This is a genomic window from Streptomyces sp. NPDC050625 (assembly GCF_040654755.1).
Lineage (GTDB): Bacteria > Actinomycetota > Actinomycetes > Streptomycetales > Streptomycetaceae > Streptomyces.
Genome location: NZ_JBFAIQ010000039.1, coordinates 20,428 through 38,582, shown reverse-complemented (window position 1 = coordinate 38,582; position 18,155 = coordinate 20,428). Strand labels below are relative to the sequence as shown.

Here is an 18,155-nt window from a genome sequence, read left to right as displayed (position 1 = left end):
AGCGCACGGCACAGACGAAAACATCGGGGGCGCACGGGATGAGTACGCACGGCAATGGTCAGTGGGGTCCGACGGGCGGACCCGGATACGGCCCCGGTGGACAGCCGGGCCCAGGTCCCGGCCCTCAGCCTTACGCCGGAGGCGGACCCCACCCGTACCCCGGCGGTCCCGGCGTGGGGCCCTACCCGCCGCAGCCCGCCCCCGTGCCGCCGCAGGGGTTTCCGGGACATCCGCAGGGCTGGGGCCCGTACCCGCCACAACCGCACGGCGGTGGCCCGCAGCATCCGTTCCCGCGACCGCCCCGGCCGCCGCTGACGCGCGGGCAGCGGATCCTCAAGTGTGTCTACAACCCGTTCTACGCCGCTCAGCGGGCCTTCCGCCCCTCGCGCCCGGACGCCGTCGAGGACCTGACGGTGCGCAAGATCCAGATGTGGCGGACCGGGCTCGGCGCCGCCGCCTGGCTCGTGCTGGTCATGTCATACAAGCCGGTCGACACCGCCAAGGGCGCCGACGCCGTCGCGAGCGACAAGTTCGACCAGAGCTGGACCAGCACACTCTTCCTCGTGTGCGCTTTCCCGTTCGTGATCGCCCTGTTCGCGTTCGCCGCGCAGGGCGCGCTGCGCCGGCTCTACCTGCGGCGGTCCCTGAAGCCCTTCGGGGCGGTGGCGGCTCTGATGGGGTCCATGGCAACGTTCCCCCTCGCCGTCGCGCCCGACCCGGCGACCACTGGCTTCCGTGACGCCATCGGGATTCCCGGCATGGTCGTCCTCATCGCCCTCTGCACATGGTCGCTGGGATTCGCCCTGTACGGGATCGCGCTCTGCCTCAACCACGTGTTCCGCACCGCCGACATCCACGAGGTGCTGCCGCCGGTTCTCGCCACCGTGCTGGCGTGGGTGATGGCCGCCCTCGACGTGATCAACAACGCGAACGCCGAGGTTCCCGTCCTTGCCCGGATCGTGTTTCTGCTCGGCGCTCCGGTGTCGGTGACGGTGTTGTCGTGCTGGGAGCTGTACCGGCTGCGGAAGTACCACAACCTGTCCGTGCGACTGGCCCTCGGCCGCTAGGTCGTCTCCGCGCGGCTTTACGCGCACTCGTTGAGCAGCCGCCCCAGATGCTCCCGTCCGTCGGCGAGCAGCCCCTCCAGCGGCGCCGCCTCCTCGTACCACCGCTTCTTGTACTCCCAGCACAGCCAGCCGTCTCAGCCGTGGCGGGAGAGGACCTCCACGCACTCGGTGAGGGGGTGCACGCCGGCGCCGGGGCCCCATAACCCGCGGTGGGGATGCACAGGGCGCTGGACTCGGCGATCGGCTTACCCAGGAGGTCGACCAGCGCATCCTGGATGCTCGCGTTCTTGATACCGAAGCCAGTGAGGAGAAGCTTCATCATGTCCTTCCCAAGGTGCTGGCCGCACGCGTGAACAACCAGCCGTTCGCCAACGCGTCACAGCCGCCGCCATGTCATGGTTGCATCAGGAACAGGCACTCACTTCAGCGTGAGGTGGTACCGGCCCGGCTCAGCCACGACGAGCGCCCTCGGCCCGTTCGACAAGGATCACCGGCGACACCACGCCCGCCTCGAACGCCGCGGCCCGCACGTCGGCGAGGACCTGCTCCACCGTGTCCGGCGCCCGTCCCGGGGCCATGCCGGCGGTGGCCAGGAAGCACTCCCGGCAGCGGTCCAGCCAGCGCAGCCCGTAGCCGGGAAGGTCAGCGGCGGTGGTCGCCCGGGCGGGCCGGCCGCATCCCGCACACGGCGGCGGAGGCGGGGCGAGCCGCACGGACGCCTCCCGCCCAGCCCACCCGGGCGGGGCCGGAGCGAGCGCGGCCGGATCCGCGCCGAGGAAGCGCAGCACGTCGTCGATACCCACCACGCTCCCTTCCGCCGGGTCCCTGGCGTGACCGTTGTTTCCCCCGATCATAGAATCGAACATGTGAACGAGGAAGCGCCGTCGCGGCTCCAACTGCTCCACTTCGCCCGCCGCGTCGTGGCCCAGCAGGCGACGGCAGCCCTCGCCCAGCTCGACACCTGGATAGCAGCCGAGGAGCGACGGGAAGCGGAACGCCGCCGCGGCGAGCAGATGCGTCCAGCCCCGCCCGAGTGGCTGATCCAGTACGGCCTCAACAAGCAGAACATCGACGCCGTGCACACCGGCGACTGCTGGGCAGCCGCGAAGAGCGGACGATGCCGCCCGGCCACCCGGCAGCAGGCACTCGACGCCCTGCGCCGACAGATACCCGCATGCATCCACTGCCGCCCCGACACCGCCCTGGGCATCCTGGACTAGTGCCGCATCAGGCAACGTTCGCCCTGTCGATGGCTACTCTGGCGACGTGGCCGATGAGAAGGACAGTGGGAGCGGTTCGATCCGACGCCACTCGTGGGACCACCCGGTAGTGGCCACCGTCGCGTTGGAACTAGGCGGCCTTGCTGTCTCCGGGTTGGTCGCTCTCGTGGGGTGGCCGTTCGGGTGGCTGCCCGACACTGGTTTCGTCCTCCTCGTGACGGGCCTGATCGCGATCGGGCCTGCGGCTGAGTTGTACCGCGGGGCGGGCCCGCCGCGTCGGCTTGCTGTTGTTGCCGCTCTCCTTGCGCTAGCAACGGTGAGACTGCTCGTGGCTGCAGCAGTGAACTGGGCCTTTCCTGCGCTGGCTGATCCGGGCGTCGGTATCCTCGTCGGCTACCTTGTTGCGTTACCCATCGGCGTGGCTGTGTTGGCTTGGTTCCTCACCAGGGCGAACGTTGCCTGATGCGGCACTAGGCACTGCGCGGCCGGCCCCCCGTCGTCTTCTTCGCGGTGGTCTTGCCAGCCGTGCTGTTCTTCGCGGCGGGTGTCTTCCTCGCCGCCTTCTTGGGGGTGGCCTTCTGGGGCATCTCGTGGACGTCGGCCTCGACGTCCTCGCCACGGGAGGCCTGCGCCCGGGCCACGGACTCCTGCAGCGCGGCCATCAGGTCCACGACCTTGCCCGGCTGGATCTCCGGCTCCGGCACTTGCGGCAGTGGCCTTTCCTCCCGCTTCGCCTCGATCACCTTCTCCAGGGCCTCGGTGTAGTGGTCCACGAAGTCCGCACCCTCCAGCCGGTCGGTGGCCATCCGGTCGACGAGCAGCACGGCCTCGTCGACCTCCTCCTGCGACACCTCCACCGCCGGCGGATACAGTTCCGACGGGTCACGGACCTCGTCGGGCCACCGCATCGCGTGCAGCACCAGCGCGTTCCCCCGCACCCGCAGCAGGCCCAGCCGCTCCCTACCGCTCCAGGCGAACTTCGCGACCGCCACCCGCGACGACCTCTCCAACGCCCTGCGCAGCAGCTCGTACGGCTTCACCGCGACCTGCCCGTCCGGCTGAAGGTAATAGCCCTCCCCGATCCTGATCGGGTCGATCGACTCCCACGGCACGAACCCCTGGATCTCGATCGCCTTCGCCGTTGGCAGTGGAAGGTTTCGCAGTTCCTCGTCCGAGACGGGGATGACCTGTGCCCTGGTGAGCTCGTAGCCCTTGCCGATCTCGTCCTGGCGGACCTCACGGTCCTCCAGCTCACACACCTTCCGCACCCGCACCCGCCCCATGTCCTCAACGTGGTACTGGTGGAAGCGCACGCTGTGGTCCTCGGTCGCGGACACCACGTGGATGGGAACGGTCACGAGACCGAAGCTGATCGCGCCGCTCCAGATCGTCCGGGGCATGGCAGAACCTCCGCAGAACACCCCGAGCACACCTGTAGGTTCTCAGATCCCGTGTCATTTTCTCAGTCGCGATGTCATGCGACTGGCCGAACTGACACGGGATTGAGAATCGCTGGCCACTGCCGTCATTCGTTCGGGTGGCCTTGCCTCAGGTCCGGCGTGGGCGCCTCACGCGGATGCGAACGTAGCGCTCGCGGAGGAGGCTGCCCACGTTCACTCGTTTGGGGACTCCGTTGCCAGCGGGATACCGCACCGCAGGCAGCCGTTCGCATGGTCGTCCTGGCAGATGTAGCCGATGGCACCTTCCACGCACCATTCGGCGGCCTCCTCGGACAGCAGGTCGGGCCCGGCATGGAGCAGCCGACGAAATTCCGTGGTGTCCGCAATGTCGGCCGGGCGGTTGGTGAACCACTCGTCGAACCAAGGCTTGTCCCGGTGTATGCGCCAGTGCGCATTCTCCCGGTCGTCGACAGCCGCAAGGAACCGATCGACGATGCGCCCCCAACTTGGTGCTCCGAACCAGCCGTTGTCGGACGCACAGAAGGATTCGATCAGGGTTCGCAGGCCGAACTCCTTCTCGCGAAGGCAGTACCTTCGCCCCCATGAGATCGCGACCTGTGCCATCTCCGCGAGTTCTTCTCGCGGATCAACCTCGTGCGCCGGGTCGTCAGGGTTGTGGCAGGCCAGCCCGAGCTCGAGCACGGACTGCCCTGTCGGTAGAACCCGGGACGGGTTGACGATCGCGAGACCGAGACCGATCCAGTCGACATGGTCGAACGACAACATCGAGCGCACGAGTCGGGTGGTTGCCGTGTTGATCCTCATCATTGTGCCGTCGTGGAGCGGACTCTTCCCGGCATGCCAGTTCTCGACGGGTGTGTTGCGCCACACGGCGAGCGTGATGCGGGTGGCAGCGAGCCACAGCAGGGCGTCGTCGTCGAGGTGCCCGAACCGCTTGGCACACTCCTGGGCGCCGTAGGTGATCAACTCTTCCGGTTTCGGCCACCTGTGGCTGTCGGGCCCTTCAGGCCCTTCAGGCGCGTACTCATAGTCGTCGGCGTACTCGTCGAGGATCGCGCTCAACTCGGTTGCGCTGTAAGCCTCGCTGTACTCGGAGCTGTCCGGCTCCTCGACGGTGTACATGTCGTGGTCCCAGGAGACGTACACGTCGCCCCAGAGCACGACGTCGTCGCACTCGCTGGCGTTGTCCGTCACAACCGGCCTGATGGTGATCGGGGCAGTACGCCCGTCGGTTCGCTCGCCGTCCTTCTTGGCCGCCCATGCGGTGATGACCCCGAGCGGCTTCGGAAGGAGAGGGCCGACCTTAGTGATGCTGAACGGCTCGTCGTCGTCATCGGTGTCGAACCGGCTGTTGACGAACGCGACCGCCTCGGAGGGCGTGCTGACGATGGACTGTGTACCACTCTCGTTGTCAACCACTCGCCACAACGCGCTGTTCTTCACGATGCTCTCCGATCGCGGTGAGTGCACCCGGGGCGGGTGCGATGCGCCGGGTCGCTCGGCACTGACTCCAATTATGGGCTGATCAACCCGTCCATAGTCCCGCAGACGCTTGTCGGCGACGACGCTCGGGACGTTCGTGTGCAACCTGCTTTTCGCGACCGCAGCGACACAGCCAAAATCACGCAAAGTGCAACGGAGTGTCCGCGCAACCTGCGCTGCACGTCACCAGGAGCTGATTGGTTGCCGATGCAGGTTCGTGACGCCCCGGGCCGCGTTGCAGCCTGCTGGACAGCCTGGGGAAATGACACCGATCTGAGACAGCCGCCTGCCGACACATCGTGAGACTCAAGGGAAACATCCGGGTCACAGGGTCGGCGCCTGACACTGAAGTTGAGAACCTACAACACCCAGCCTAGAAGCCAGACCAGCACTGGTCACCCGCGAGCAGAGTTTCCTGCGGAGGGCCGCCGGCTTCAATGGACTGCCCTGTGCTCTTCGGCTGTCTCCTGCTTCGCACTGGCCAGCGCCAGCCTAGAAGCGGGCCAGCGCCAGCCCGCCGCTGGCTACTGCCGCCGCAGGCACCCTCGCGGTACCTGCCCGCCGGGAACCACCTGCCACAGGTGACCGCCGCCGCACTCGCGGTAGAGCGACCAGCTGCCCCGTCCGATCGCCGTCACGCAGGACGTGACCACCTCGCCCCGGCGCAGGTACCGGACAACCGGCGAACGCGTCGTGGCCACCAACCCCTCATCCACCGGGGCCGGCGCACCGGCACCGTGGTGACGGCCCGCCACTTCGCGGCACAGGAGCGTACGACGGGAGGGGACACAGCCAACGCCGCCGCAGGACCGACAAGCCCGGACGCCAGCACGGTCACCGTGGCCGCCGCGGTGAACAAGTAACGGATCACGAACGGCCAACGCCCGTCCCACCGGCCAGCGTCACAGACACCAGGCGGAGATCACCCACCCGAGGCACAACAGCACACCCCGCGGCCCGGCCAACGTGCACGAGCGACGCCCAAAGCGTCAGACAGCCTGATCCGGTTCGGCCTCGCGCAGGGCGCGCGCTGCACGGTCGCAGGCGCGAGCGAGCTGCTCGCGGAATGGATAGATCCGCGCGGACCCTGCGCCGGTACGCAGTGCAGCCAGGGCTTCCACCCACTCAACGGCATCCGTGGGCAGTGTGTACGGCTCGCCGCTCAGCCGGACGGCAGGACGGGGCGCGGTCGGGACCGGGACAGTGCGCACGACGGTACGCTCCACCACTTCCCGGACGGGCTCGGCGGTCCGCCCGCCGGCCGCCACCGGTCGATCCGCGCGGCGGTCGGCGCTGCGCACTTCCCATGCCCGGGACCGGTGTGCAGGTGAGCAGTAGACGGGTGGCCGGCCCCTGCCCGTGTAGGCGATGCGCGCACCGCACCAGGCGCAGGTGCGCTGCACAAGCCGCTCTTGTGCGTCCGGACTGCGTTCCGCCTTTTTCGTCACAGACGTAAATCTACTACCTGCACAAATGCCGAGCTGGGCAGGGGGACGGTGGGCCGACCCCAGCCCCAGCCGTGACCGGCCACGTTGCCCGCAGCGAGCGACGCTTGTGTGTGCGGCCGTGCCAGAGGGCCCGCGCAACCCCGCTCGAACGCAGCCGTTAGCGCTGACCCAGGACTCGGGCCTCGGCGAATGTTGGTTGGTCAAGTCCGAGTACGTGTCCGAGGGCCGGGAGGAAGCCTGCCACGTGCTGCTTGACCTGCTCCTCCAGGTCCGAAGGCTTCTCGAACATTTCCGGCTTCGTGGCCTGGATCTGAAACTGTTCCCGCTGGGCTTCGTACGACTGCCAGTTCACGCGATGCTCAGCGCGGGCCTGGACGAGCGTAGCCTCGGGGACCGCTTCTGCAGCGAGTTGACGGCTCACCTTGTGGTTGAGCATCCACGTGGCGATGGCCTCCCGGACGCCGAAAGGGAGTATGGGCGTGCCGATGCTCCGCTCGATGCGGCTGCCGGGAGCCGCCGGCCAAGGAGAGCAGACCTCCGTCAGCGCCGAATAGAGCCGGTCCCAGTCCGCGGAGCGCTGCTTCTCACCCTGTTCGATCAGGAGCTGTGCCTTGCGGCGCTGGTGGTACGGGGCATCAGGGTGGGCGAACTGGTCAACGATCTGGCGAGCGGTCTCGCTTCGGTGAGCTGCGGTGCTCCTGGTGGCCCGCGCCCAGGTGCGCCAGCCGCGGCGTGCCTGGGTATCGGACACGACCGTGTCGTCGGTCAGCCATATGTACAGGACCACGCGGATCAGCGTGTGGTGCGGGACGCGTGCGAGTGGAGAGCGCTGGCGGGCCTTGAGCATCTCGGTGAACAGCCGCCGCTGATCGGCCGAGTACAGCCGTGCATCGCTGCCGTGCCGGGTGGACTTGCGGAACGCCGGAGCACCGAGCAAGCCGTACTCCGTCCAGTCCGTGATCATGCGCGGACTGGCCTTCGGGACGCCGAGCGCCACGGCATCGGCGACCAGGTCCTCAGCGGTAGCCGGCTGCCACTCATCGGTCTCGTCCGTCACGGCGTGGAACTTACACCCGGATCCGGGCCCCTCGAATGGCCTCCAGCAATCCCCTGACGGGATTGTGGTCCGCGGGTGCTCCGGCCAGCTGTGAGCAGACCGTGTCGGCCCGAAGTGGCGTCGCCAGTCCGGGTCTTCCAGGCCCCCACACCGGGCCGCCATGTACCCGAATCAGCTCTTCAGTCGTATGTACTGCGTGCTCCATTTCGGGGCCGTACTCAACTCCGAGGGAGAACCGTTGTCCACGCTCGCATCGCTCGTGCTTCTGCTCCTGGCCGCCGTCGTGGGACTGCTCGCGGCCAGCGCCGCCTACCTCGTACACCGCCACCCGACATGGAGCCAGCCACTCGGCGCCGCAGTCAGCGTGGTCACCGTCATGACCGCCGTCATCGGCGTGATCCTCACGCGGTGAAGCGGGCTGTATCCGCAGTCCGACGATCGGTACAACCTGAGGGCTGTCTGGCCGGTCTGGTCTTCGCAGGTCGGCGCGGTTTGTGCCGGAGTTCCTTTGAAAGCGGGGTGTGATGACCAAGGTTGTCTATCTGGATCAGAATCACTGGGTCACGATGGCCCGAGCACGTGTCGCGCCTGAGAAGATCCCGGTGGCCGAAGAGCGTCAGGCCGCAGACGCCTTGTGGGGGCTGGTCGCAGCAGGGCAGGTGCGATTGCCGCTGTCCAGCGCGCACCTGGTCGAAACGGTCCATGCCGGCACCAAGGAGCGCCGCCGACACCTCGCCCAGGCCATGCTCGACGCTTACAACGGGTGGCACATGCTGAATCCGCTGGTCGTGCGTCGGTACGAATTCGTCAGTGCCTTCGGTGGGCCGGAGCTGACTGCGGAGGATGTCTTCACCACCGCTGCAGAATCGCCGTTCTTCAACTACCAACCCGTCATTGGCAGCGCGGCTTCCGGATCAGAGCAGGTCCAGATGTCTGACCTCATCTGGCGGGCCACTTGGGCGAGTCTGCTGCTTGAAGAGACTCTCCCGAAGGAGGATCTGGAAGCCACAAGAGCCGTCGTCGAACAGTGGGCGGGAGTTCCGGCCGCCCTCGCCCGGTACCTTCGGGACCATCCTGCGGAACGCAACATGCGCATGGTCGCGGCCACGTACATGCTCGGCGACCTGAAGATAGAGATCGCTCAAGCATGTGTGCTGGCAGGCATCAGCACCGAAGAGCTCTCCGGCTATCTGCAGCCTGAGACCACGGTCGACTTCTTCACTCGTCTGCCCTTCAACGGCAGGGTGCTTGAGGTCACGCAAGCCCGCCTGCGCAACGCCGCGGACAAGTGGGTCAACAACGACCTGAACGACTTGTACTTTCTCGCCTGTGCTGCGGGCTACGCCGATCACGTTGTCGCAGAAAAGAAGACCGGCCACCTCCTCCAAGGAGCCAACAGGGCACTCGCTGCCCCACGGGCATCGGTCCACCTCAGCCTGCGCTCACTCATCCACGGCATACAGACATCGGAAGACTCGGGCTGCTAAGCGCAGTGGCTCTGTAAGCGAGTGCATCCACTGACGATGCCGGTCGCACCTCGGTCACTGGGGGCGGGCTGACGGTCGTGAGAGCGCCGACTCGGCGGGGCTCTCAACGGCGCCGCGCAGGACGCCACGGAACGGGGTGCTTACGGCGTAAGCACTCAAGGTGACTCACTCACGCCTTGAGCAGCTTGATCAGCTTCTCCATCTGTTCGGCTGTCAGGCGGTCGCGAAGCTCTTGAGCCAAGGCGTGCAGCTCGTGGTCTGAATTGACCGTGGCATGCGCGGACTGCTTCTCTGACGCCTCAGCCGCCCGATGAGCAGCTCCGTCCGTACGGGACGGCGCCGCAGGTTGCTCTGCCTTCTTCGTACGTTCGCGCTTCTTGGCGGCGCGCTGCTTCAGTGCCTGTTCGGCGGCGCTGTGCTGCTGCTGTTCTGGCAGCTGTCCGACTGTGCGGGCGACGTCCAGGGGGATCGTCTTCTGGGAGACGGCCTGCTTGAGCTCGGGGGTGAGGTTGAGAAGGGCAAGTCTCTGGGTGACCCATCCGCTGGACTTGCCGAGCGATCGGGCGACCGCCCGCTGAGAGCCGTGAACTGCGACCAGGCGCTGCAGGGCTCGTGCTTCGTCGAGGGGTTCGAGGTCCTCGTGTTGGACGGCTGCCGTGAGCGCGGTCTCCAGCAGGGTGTCCGCGTCCTCGGCGAGAGAATCGTCGATGTGGACAGGTACGTCATCGAGGCCTGCGAGCTTGGCGCCGGCGAGGCGGCGGTTCCCGTCGACGACGACGTAGTCCGCCGTGAGATCTGAGGCGTGGTCGGGATGGGCCGCCAGGAAGGCGTCCCGGGTAACGACGGTGACGGGCTGGATGACGCCCTTGCCGGTGAGGCTGTCTGCCATTTCCTCTATTGCCGCGAGGGTGGCCCGCGGGTTGTAGGGGTTGGGCGCCAGCTGATCGACGGGAACGCGGAGGGTTTCGCTGTGAACGGCAGCAGGACTTGCGGGCGGTGCGCTGGACTGCCCGGCAAAGGCAGCGAAGCTAGCGGCGCGGCTGCTCATGGGCTGGGCAACCGCGTCGAAGGTCGCGGATCCACCGAGAGCGTCGGCTTTGCTCATGTCAGCCTCCGGGCGATCTCGCGCATGTGGTGGGCCTGGTCGGATTCGGGGGCGTAGGCCAGGAGCGCCCTCTGAAGCCGCACGGCTTCGCGTTGTTCCTTCAGGTCTCCGATGACCGCAAGGACGGGGGGTGAGCCGAGGCTCTTCCACTTGTCCAGTGAGGAGGTGGCGATGAAGCCTCGTCGTGAGTCGTATTTGTTGACCACGAGCCCGAGTTGTTCGACCTCGATGTCGTAGTCGCCGGTGAGGGAGGCAACCTGGTTGATGAGCATGCCGTAGGCCTGCGCAGAGGTGTCTTCGGCTTCGACGGGGATCACCAGGCCGGATGATCCGGGCTTTTCCCCGTCGCGGCGGCGGCCGTAGTAGATGGCGGCGTCCATGGCCAGTCCGAGGCTGGGAGGGGAGTCGATGACGATGACGTCGAAGTGCTCTTCCAATGGCGCGAGGGCCCGCTCCAGGGCGGCGTGCCGGGGGCCGCGGAACATGGTGAGGCCGGAGTCGAGCAGGAACGCGTCGAATGCGGCCGGCAGGATGCGGAGCCGGTCGGCGAAGCGTGCCTCGTCTATGACGACGGTGAGGTCGATAAGGGGCGTCTTCGCCTGCTCCCTGTTGAGCATGTGGGTGATGAGGCTTTCCCCGCCGGCGGGGATGGCCTTGAGGCCCAGCTGGTGGGAGAGGTGCCCTTGGGGGTCATAGTCGACCATGAGGACACGTAGCCCGAGTCGGGCCGCGGCTTGGGCGACTTCAGCGGCACCGCCGGTCTTGTCCGACAGCGCGCTGGAGTCTTCCGCCAGCGCCTGTGCGAGGCCTGCGGTGACGGCGGTCTTCCCAACACCGCCCTTCTGGTTGCAGACGATGATGCGGCGCGTCGGCGCCTTCTCATCATCGGCGGGGTTCTGCTCCAGCCAGAGGGCAACAGCTTGGGCGAGGCCTTGGATGTAGGAGACGCCGCGGGTGGCGCAGTCCAGCTTGAAGTCGTCGTAGAGGCCTTCGGGCAGCCAGGTTCCGAACGACTCCGCTCCTGCGGTGTCGACAGCGGGAAGGGGCTCCAGATGGGCGCGCCATGCCTGGATGCCAGCCGTAACGGCGTCCTGGACGTCCGTACTGAGCTGGGCCGCCCGGACTTTGAGTGCTTGTCGGAGGGCGGCGGGCAGCTTGGATACGAGCTTCTCCCGCTCACCTCCTGGTGTCGGAGATGCCATGCACGGCAGCATACTGCCGTCGGCGATCGAAATATGTCGGGCGAGCCGTAACTTTCACTCGTATTGACGTTAGCTCCTGCACATTGGGGGTGCTTACGTCGTAAGCACCCCCGCGCCAGGAAGGCCTGAAAGACAGAAAAGGCCCGGACCCGCATCGCGAGTCCGGGCCAGGTCACACGGTCAACTCACCAGCCGTGAAAGGGGCGAGGCAGGAACGCTGAGGCAATCAGACGGGGCGTCAGCGTGCAGGGTGCGGCCATGGGTGGGCCGCACCACGACCCTCGCCCGGGCCGCCGGCACCGCGGCCGCCGAGTTGCTCACCCCGGCCAAGAGCGGCCACCCATGGACAGGGGAGTCGTTCTCCGCCGGGTGAGGCAGCCACCAGGTCCTTGAGGTCTCCCTGCCTCCGGCCGCCGGCGGCACCCCGCCCGCTTCCGCCGAGTCCGCCCCGACCTCCAGTCCGATGACGTCCCGCGCCTGGCCTCATCGCCTCCCTGACCGGAAGGGAATCAGCCCATTGGGCCGTGCCCTGCCTAGCGCTCGGTGTCGGCCTTGGCGCTGGTTGAGGTCTGGCGCTTTTTGCGGGCCCGGACCGCGGCGGCTGCGGCCGCTGCTGCCGCCGTCGTAATGAGTTGGGCAGGAAGCTCCGTGAGGAGTCCATTGAGAGCGATGTCGAAGGCGTGTTGGAAGGCGTGCATCTTGTGGGCTCCTCTACGGCGAAGGCTAAACGTTCAGCTGCGGTGCGATGACGCCTCTACGCTCTTCAGGTGGCCGGGGCTGGTCTACTTGTCCGGGTCGCCGCTTGGATAAGCCTGGATAAGGGCAGGTTGTTCGCTGTACAGGGGGTTGCGTGACCGGTGGGGGCAGGCGGACTCGTCCGTGGGGGGATTTAAAGGGGGCATCTGCTGAGGCCAACGCTGTCGCTGAGGTACTGAGACAGTGGCTGGATCGCGCGGGCCTGCGAGTCGATGACGTTCTGAAGCGGCTGACGCCGGAACACTTCGCCAACGGTCGCATCCCCAGCCGATCGACTATGTCGGATCGGCTCGCAGGCGTCGGGCTGCAGCAGGACTTCGTCGAGGCAATTGCCGACGTGTGCTCACGAGACGCTGCTGACCGGGGTCGGCTTCTTGCTCAAGCAGCAGCTGCCCGACAGACCGCGGCCAAGGCTGCCGGCGCGAGTGCCAGTCGATCAGCTGACGCGGCGGACCTTGTGATCCTGCAGCAGAGATCACTCGAAGTCTCGGACAAACTGGTCCGGGCCATGGAACGCGCAACGCAGCTGGAGCGCGAGCGCAACGATGCCAATCAGATGGTGCTGGTACTGCTGGCGATGGTGGACAAGCTCCACCGCGACATTGCCGCTCTGGCCCGGGAGCAGGACCGTCTTCGTTCCTCTCGCTCCGTACACACCGAATTGGAAGAGGTCCACGAGCGTCTGACACGAAGTGAGCAGCAGCGGGTCACGGCAGAGAGCGAGTTGGAGCGTGCTCGTGCCGAACGGCAGAAGGCCGATCGGCTCGCTGAGGAGGCCACCGAGCAGGTACGGCTGCTGACTGCCGAACTCGAGCGCCTCCGCGGTGAGGCTCCCGCCCCAGATGCCGATGACTCGGCCCAGGCGCCTGGCTCGCCACTCGACCTGCAGGATGCTGTGAACCACTCGGTCGACGATATCGATCTGGCGCTGGTCAAGGCCGCACGGCACTTGGACGACAGTGCTGACCGACTCGATCAGCTGGCCACCGAACTACACCTGGACAACCCGTCGGACAACTCTGCTGCCTCGAATGATGTGTCGGACAACCTCGCGAACAACCTTGAGGGCCTCTCATGGGCAGGGGCCGTGTCTGCGGCGGATGGAGACACATGGTTCGACATCCTCCTGATGGTGATCCAGGGTGAAAGCTTCACGGCTGACGAGCTCACGGAGTACCTCCGTCGCGTCAGCCGTGAACTACCGATAGTTGACGCCTTGGGAGTCTCCGCCCGGCTCGTGGGGGAAGCGTTGACCGATCCGGCTGCCGAGCTGATCATGCATGTGTTAGCCGAGGCTTCGGCTGCCGACATGCCCCTGGTGGTAGGGGAACTGCGGACCCTCACTGACGACGGGGTGGTGTACCAGGTCCTGAAACGCGTCGCTAGGTCCTGGCCAGCTGCAGACATCGTCGATGCTGTGGAATCGCTGCGGGCTGATGAACAACATACTGATGCGTACCAGATGCTCAGCGCTGTAGGCAGAGACAGTCCCCCGGTCCAGGTACTCAAAGTCATGCAGGGAGTGACCGAGCAGGACGCTGAGTGGGTTCTCGATGCAGCCTGCCGAGACCGTCCGGTGCCTGAGCTACCACCTCTAAAAAGCGCCTTACAGGCTTTCCGGCCGACAGCCGCCCACGCGATCGAGCATGCCTACCGTGAAAGGCACGGTGAGCGCCCGACGAGCTACGCCCCACATGAAGCGGGTACTCAAGGGAGCAGTAGCGAGGACTTCGCAGCCCCTAACACCATGCGCGGCGGCGTAGCGGAAACACACGGTGACCTTTTGCCGCTCGACACCGTCGTCCGGACTACCGCCACCGCCATAAAACACATCAACATTGGACAACATCAAGACCTCTACCGCCTCTGCCGCGACCCACACAGCATCCGGCAGATCGCCGAGCACCTCTTCATCTCCACGGCCGAGGCCCGGTCCCTGGTCACCAGCCTTGTGGACGCCGGGCTCCTGGCTGTCCAGCTCGCTCCGGCACCATCCACAGTCCTGACGGACGGGGACCTTGTCGATCTCGCAAAATCTGTAACTGCAGGGACGCTCGTCTTCGGCCTGGGCTGGAAATCCACGGACTCAGATCTAGAACTGGACGCGTCCGCGCTCGCGCTCACAGGGGACTGCGTCTACTCGGACAACTACTTCGTTTTCTACAACCAGCTGCAGGCCCCCGACCGCTCGATCGTGCATCCCGGCAGTGCGCCGGGCAACGGCGATCAAGCCACAATCCTTGTCAATACCGGCAGACTTCCGGCCGAAGTCACCAGAGTCATGTTCGCCCTCTCGCTCGACTCTGGTCAGCCGAACCGAACCCTTGCCGGAGTCGAACACCCCTATATCCGAGTCGCCACGCCAGGCGGCCGCGAGATCGCTCGCTATGAAATCTCCGCACTGTCACTAAGCGGCACAGCCGTCATCTGCGGCGCGCTGGAGAAGCACGTCGGCGGATGGGCGTTCATCGCTGGAGGGAGAGGCTACGCAGGAGGCCTGCGTGATGTGGCCCTGGACCACGGCGTACACGTAGCTGATGACGAAGATGAAGGACGTCACGCGCGCCATGCCCTGGAGCGTCAGGAGGTGCGGACTCAAAGCACCAACTGAGCATGTATGGGCAGATTGCCGTCAGTGATCGAAATATGTCGGACGTGCCGTACCTTTCACTCGTGCTGGCGTTAGCTCCTGCATGTTGAGGGTGCTTACGTCGTAAGCACCCCGTGCCGTGAGGCCTAGAAACAGAAAAGGCCCGGACCCGCATCGCGGGTCCGGGCCAGGTCACACGGTCAACTCACCAGCCGTGCAAGGGGCCGGGACGTCAGTGGGTGTAGCGGACGGGTTTGCGGAGGCGGTGCGCGTAGGCGATCTCGCGGCGGGTGCTGTCGCCGATGTAGCCGTCGGGGTTGACCACGAGGACTTCGTCGGCAAGGTCGATCTTTCGCAGGTGCAGGTCGTCCAGGACCGGCTTGAGCCGGTCGGCTTGTGCGGGGGTGGCCCACAAGGGGTGCGGTTGCTTGAGGTTGCAGCCGGGTGCGAGGACGATGCGGTCGGCGGCGGTCTCGTACAGCGCGGCTTCGGCGAGCTGCTCCCAGTACCTGGTCAACCCGCACAGGACGACGATCGGCGGGCGGGCAGCGGGGCTGTCAGCGGTCTGACTGGGCAATGAAGTCCCTCTCTTTGTGGGTGGTCGGAGTACGGAGCGGCCGCCGTGGAAACGGCGGCCGCTGTTTCAGAGCCGCGTGGTGGCGGTCACGGGTCGGTGTTCTCCGCTCCGGACTGCCTTCCTGGTCGCAGTCAGGAGCCGGTGTACGTTGCGCTGCTGCTCGCCGGGCGTGAGGCGCCAACGTGCGGGTGGCATGGGTCCGTTGAGGTCGCGGTCCAGGCGGACGATGCGTGCCTCGTGCACGGTGAGCGGGGCGTGGCGGGCGGCCTGGCGCTGCTCGCGCAGCCGGTCCTCGTGGTCGGCGACGACTGTGACCCAGTCGGTGCCGAGCCGGTCGGCCAGGCGCTGGCGGAGGTGGGTGCGCTGGCGTGCGGTGGTGCCGGCCCATACGCCGAGGCGTGCCTGAGTCGGGTGGGCCAGCGCCCACTTGAGGCAGCCCGTCACGATCGGGCAGCCGGAGCACAGCCTCTTGGCCTGCTCGATGTCGGCCCGCGCTGCGGGTGTGCTGGTCGCCTCGTGGGAGAACAGGCCGGGCTGGCGCTGGCATGCGGTGCGGGAGGCGGTGAAGGGGAAGGTGATCCGGTCGGAGGCCGGCGGGGCGGATCGGGATCCGGGCATGGCGGAGCTCTCCTGCAGAAGGGAAGTCAGGCGTGGTCTTGGGCGTCGTCGCGCGTGCGCTTGGGCTGGACGTCGGAGGCGAACCGTCCGGTCCGTGCTTTCACGGGGTTGGCGGTGATCCAGTCCTCTGCGCAGGCCTTATGGACGGGCTCGCCGTGGTGGGAGCGCATCGGCGTCGGGTGGCTGCACAGCGCGCATGGCAGGTCCTGCCAGCGGTCGAAATGGCGGCCGTCGCGCCAGTCCAGCAGGCCGCCGGGAGCCGGGACACAGCCCGGCTCCCACAGCGGCGCCTTGCGGGTCCGGCTGGTCATGCGAGGGGCAGGTGCGTGCCGGGGCGGCCGGGACGGCGTCCGTAGACCGTGGGCGTGTAGGCGTCGTAGTGGGTCGCCAGGTAGCCGGGCGGCTGCTCGCCCGTTTTCACGCGGTACATGGCCATGTCCGCGCCGCGCAGCAGGCGGATGTCGGCTGCGTCGGGCAGGTCGACGGCGCGGGCGGTGCCGATCGACACGGCCGGGTGCAGTGCTTGCCCGTCGTGGTCGACGGGCCGTGTCAGCAGCTCGTGCAGAGCGCGGATTTCACGGGCGGTCGTGGTGGGCGACACCCGCGCCGCGACGCCGAATTCGTCACCCCCGAGGCGTGCGGCCAGTCCGCCGTGGGCGGCGGCCCATGTTCCGAGGCGGTGGCCGATGGCGGCGATCAGGGTGTCGCCGGCGGCGTGTCCGAGGGTGTCGTTCACCGCTTTCAGGCCGTCGGCGTCGGCGACCATGACGTGCAGCTGCTTGTGGTGGGTGCGGGCGAGCCGGACAGTGCGTTCCTTCAGGGCGTCGCGGCCGGGCAGGCCGGTCAGCGGGTCGCGGCGGGCGTTGTCGAGCTGGCGGCGCACGCGCAGGTCGTCGGCCGCGAGGGCGGCCAGGGCGAGCGGCACGGCGGCCGCCGTGATGACGAACGTGCGCTTCGGCTGCCGTAAGGCGCCGGATGCAGGCATGATGGTCTCCGGTCTGCCCCCTCGGGGGGGGCGATTGAGAGAGGCGCACCCCGCGTGCTTGCAGGCTTTTGGGGGTGCGCTTCTTGCTGTGTGTGCGGGGTCAGAGAGCGCGGACGGAACGGACGCTGTGGCAGTCCGGGTGGCTGGCGTCGTGCGGGCTCCGGCCGTTCGTGGCGCGCAGGTCGGCGAGGATCTCCAGCAGGTCGTCCTCCGTGTCCAGGACGATGTCGGTGTATCCCTGGCCGCATGTGCACGGGACGACCAGGGCGAGGACGTCGACGGCCCCGTTGATGTCGGTGCGCAGCGTGTGGTGCAGCCACAGTCCGCCGTCCAGCCAGGCCACGGCCGACGGCTCGAACTCCGGGAAACCGCTCGGGCGCAGGGCGGGGTAGCCGCGCCAGTCTCCCGCGTCCAGGACCTGGCCGATGGTGGAGTGGTAGGCGTCGTAGATGTGGTGTGCGGCGGTGGTGACGGCGTCCTCGCGCTGCTCGTCGTCGGTGGGCACGTAGTGTGCCTGGTCGGCGAGGTCCATCAGGTAGGCGAGCGGGGAGTCGTCCGCGTACGGGCGAACCGGCGGGTTCAGGGTGTCGGTCACGGCATGTCCTCTCGTCACAGCAGTGAGCGGGGTGGGTGGGTCACAGGGCGGCGATGCCGGCGGCGGCAAGCAGGGCCAGCGCCGTCAGGGTCAGGTCGACGGCGCGCCGCAGGAGGTTGAATTTCCGCACGGCGAGGGCGGACAGGACCCGGATCCGGGCGGCTCGTGTGTCGCCGTCCATGCGGGCGCGGATCGCGTCCTCGTCCATGCGGGCCCAGAACGGGAAGGACGCCTGGTCGTCGCCGCGCAGGCGGGGCCGGACGACGAGCAGGAGCAGCACGGCAGCCGTACCCAGCGCGAGAACGGCGAGCGTGCCGAACACCTTCGCCGTCGGCGGCAGCTGCCTGCCGGTGGCGGAGGCGAGGCCTGCGAGGACGGCGCCGTCGAAGGCGAGTAGTAAGGATGCCTTGCCGTCCGTGCGTCCGATCTCATTGACGACCGAGACGCAGGCGGCATCCAGGTTCTTGTCGGTGGTGGAGGCCGTGGTAGTCATAGGCAGGTTTCCCTGAACTCGAAGGGGTGAGGGGGAGCGGGGGCGGCCGGCC

19 protein-coding genes and 1 pseudogene are annotated in these 18,155 nt (G+C 67.4%); 6 read left to right on the top strand and 14 right to left on the bottom strand.

The annotated features are described in order from the left end of the window. Window positions 1–173 precede the first annotated feature (173 nt). Complete coding sequence (locus tag AB0I54_RS42360; RefSeq protein WP_363301704.1) at window positions 174–1,067, top strand: hypothetical protein; 894 nt, start codon at window positions 174–176, stop codon at window positions 1,065–1,067. A gap of 17 nt (window positions 1,068–1,084) precedes the next feature. Here AB0I54_RS42360 and AB0I54_RS42355 read toward each other — a convergent pair. Both AB0I54_RS42355 and AB0I54_RS42350 read right to left on the bottom strand, forming a co-directional pair. Then, window positions 1,085–1,258 (bottom strand): annotated as a pseudogene (locus AB0I54_RS42355) (sugar phosphate isomerase/epimerase); the annotation flags it as partial. Between the two features lie 258 nt (window positions 1,259–1,516). Beyond that, window positions 1,517–1,870, bottom strand: a complete 354-nt coding sequence (locus AB0I54_RS42350) for a hypothetical protein (RefSeq protein ID WP_363301703.1) — start codon at window positions 1,868–1,870, stop codon at window positions 1,517–1,519. Window positions 1,871–1,933: 63 nt separating this feature from the next. Between AB0I54_RS42350 and AB0I54_RS42345 the strand changes: the two genes are divergently transcribed. Next, window positions 1,934–2,287 carry a DUF6233 domain-containing protein gene (locus tag AB0I54_RS42345; protein WP_363301702.1) on the top strand — a complete coding sequence of 118 codons (354 nt, stop codon included), beginning with the start codon at window positions 1,934–1,936 and terminating at the stop codon, window positions 2,285–2,287. Window positions 2,288–2,333: 46 nt separating this feature from the next. Then, entirely contained in the window at window positions 2,334–2,750 is a 417-nt protein-coding gene (locus tag AB0I54_RS42340) for a hypothetical protein (RefSeq protein ID WP_363301701.1), read from the top strand. Window positions 2,751–2,757: 7 nt separating this feature from the next. On the opposite strand, the gene AB0I54_RS42335 is transcribed toward AB0I54_RS42340, so the two are convergent. The 3 genes from AB0I54_RS42335 to AB0I54_RS42325 all read right to left on the bottom strand — a co-directional run bounded on the left by AB0I54_RS42335 (window position 2,758) and on the right by AB0I54_RS42325 (window position 7,695). Beyond that, on the bottom strand, window positions 2,758–3,687 hold the full coding sequence (locus AB0I54_RS42335) for a Ku protein (protein ID WP_363301700.1): 930 nt from the start codon (window positions 3,685–3,687) through the stop codon (window positions 2,758–2,760). Between the two features lie 213 nt (window positions 3,688–3,900). Continuing rightward, entirely contained in the window at window positions 3,901–5,151 is a 1,251-nt protein-coding gene (locus AB0I54_RS42330; RefSeq protein ID WP_363301699.1) for a hypothetical protein, read from the bottom strand. A 1,644-nt stretch (window positions 5,152–6,795) separates the two neighbouring features. Continuing rightward, complete coding sequence (locus tag AB0I54_RS42325; protein WP_363301698.1) at window positions 6,796–7,695, bottom strand: hypothetical protein; 900 nt, start codon at window positions 7,693–7,695, stop codon at window positions 6,796–6,798. Between the two features lie 238 nt (window positions 7,696–7,933). Here AB0I54_RS42325 and AB0I54_RS42320 point away from each other — a divergent pair, with 238 nt between their 5' ends. After that, window positions 7,934–8,107 carry a hypothetical protein gene (locus AB0I54_RS42320; protein WP_363301697.1) on the top strand — a complete coding sequence of 58 codons (174 nt, stop codon included), beginning with the start codon at window positions 7,934–7,936 and terminating at the stop codon, window positions 8,105–8,107. 112 nt (window positions 8,108–8,219) lie between these two features. Further along, complete coding sequence (locus tag AB0I54_RS42315) at window positions 8,220–9,182, top strand: hypothetical protein (RefSeq protein ID WP_363301696.1); 963 nt, start codon at window positions 8,220–8,222, stop codon at window positions 9,180–9,182. A gap of 169 nt (window positions 9,183–9,351) precedes the next feature. Here the strand turns inward: AB0I54_RS42315 and AB0I54_RS42310 are convergent, their stop codons facing one another. From AB0I54_RS42310 to AB0I54_RS42300, 3 genes are all read right to left on the bottom strand, one after another. After that, window positions 9,352–10,287: a ParB/RepB/Spo0J family partition protein gene (locus AB0I54_RS42310; protein WP_363301695.1), complete on the bottom strand. Its 936-nt coding sequence runs from the start codon at window positions 10,285–10,287 to the stop codon at window positions 9,352–9,354. Further along, on the bottom strand, window positions 10,284–11,489 hold the full coding sequence (locus tag AB0I54_RS42305) for a ParA family protein (protein WP_363301694.1): 1,206 nt from the start codon (window positions 11,487–11,489) through the stop codon (window positions 10,284–10,286). Before AB0I54_RS42305 ends, AB0I54_RS42310 begins: the two co-directional genes overlap by 4 nt. A gap of 533 nt (window positions 11,490–12,022) precedes the next feature. Next, entirely contained in the window at window positions 12,023–12,187 is a 165-nt protein-coding gene (locus AB0I54_RS42300; RefSeq protein ID WP_363301693.1) for a hypothetical protein, read from the bottom strand. 335 nt (window positions 12,188–12,522) lie between these two features. Here AB0I54_RS42300 and AB0I54_RS42295 point away from each other — a divergent pair, with 335 nt between their 5' ends. Beyond that, window positions 12,523–14,856, top strand: a complete 2,334-nt coding sequence (locus tag AB0I54_RS42295) for a TerD family protein (RefSeq protein WP_363301692.1) — start codon at window positions 12,523–12,525, stop codon at window positions 14,854–14,856. 211 nt (window positions 14,857–15,067) lie between these two features. Here the strand turns inward: AB0I54_RS42295 and AB0I54_RS42290 are convergent, their stop codons facing one another. The 6 genes from AB0I54_RS42290 to AB0I54_RS42265 all read right to left on the bottom strand — a co-directional run bounded on the left by AB0I54_RS42290 (window position 15,068) and on the right by AB0I54_RS42265 (window position 18,103). Continuing rightward, the gene (locus AB0I54_RS42290) at window positions 15,068–15,412 is read right to left on the bottom strand and encodes a hypothetical protein (RefSeq protein ID WP_363301691.1); all 345 of its coding nucleotides are present in this window, start codon (window positions 15,410–15,412) and stop codon (window positions 15,068–15,070) included. Between the two features lie 66 nt (window positions 15,413–15,478). Beyond that, window positions 15,479–16,030, bottom strand: a complete 552-nt coding sequence (locus tag AB0I54_RS42285; RefSeq protein WP_363301690.1) for a WhiB family transcriptional regulator — start codon at window positions 16,028–16,030, stop codon at window positions 15,479–15,481. A gap of 26 nt (window positions 16,031–16,056) precedes the next feature. Next, window positions 16,057–16,341 carry a hypothetical protein gene (locus tag AB0I54_RS42280; protein WP_363301689.1) on the bottom strand — a complete coding sequence of 95 codons (285 nt, stop codon included), beginning with the start codon at window positions 16,339–16,341 and terminating at the stop codon, window positions 16,057–16,059. After that, window positions 16,338–17,015 (bottom strand): GGDEF domain-containing protein, encoded by a 678-nt coding sequence (locus tag AB0I54_RS42275; RefSeq protein WP_363301688.1) that lies wholly within the window; start codon window positions 17,013–17,015, stop codon window positions 16,338–16,340. Before AB0I54_RS42275 ends, AB0I54_RS42280 begins: the two co-directional genes overlap by 4 nt. Window positions 17,016–17,115: 100 nt before the next feature. After that, window positions 17,116–17,610: a hypothetical protein gene (locus AB0I54_RS42270; protein ID WP_363301687.1), complete on the bottom strand. Its 495-nt coding sequence runs from the start codon at window positions 17,608–17,610 to the stop codon at window positions 17,116–17,118. A gap of 40 nt (window positions 17,611–17,650) precedes the next feature. Further along, complete coding sequence (locus tag AB0I54_RS42265; RefSeq protein WP_363301686.1) at window positions 17,651–18,103, bottom strand: Pycsar system effector family protein; 453 nt, start codon at window positions 18,101–18,103, stop codon at window positions 17,651–17,653. Window positions 18,104–18,155 lie beyond the last annotated feature (52 nt).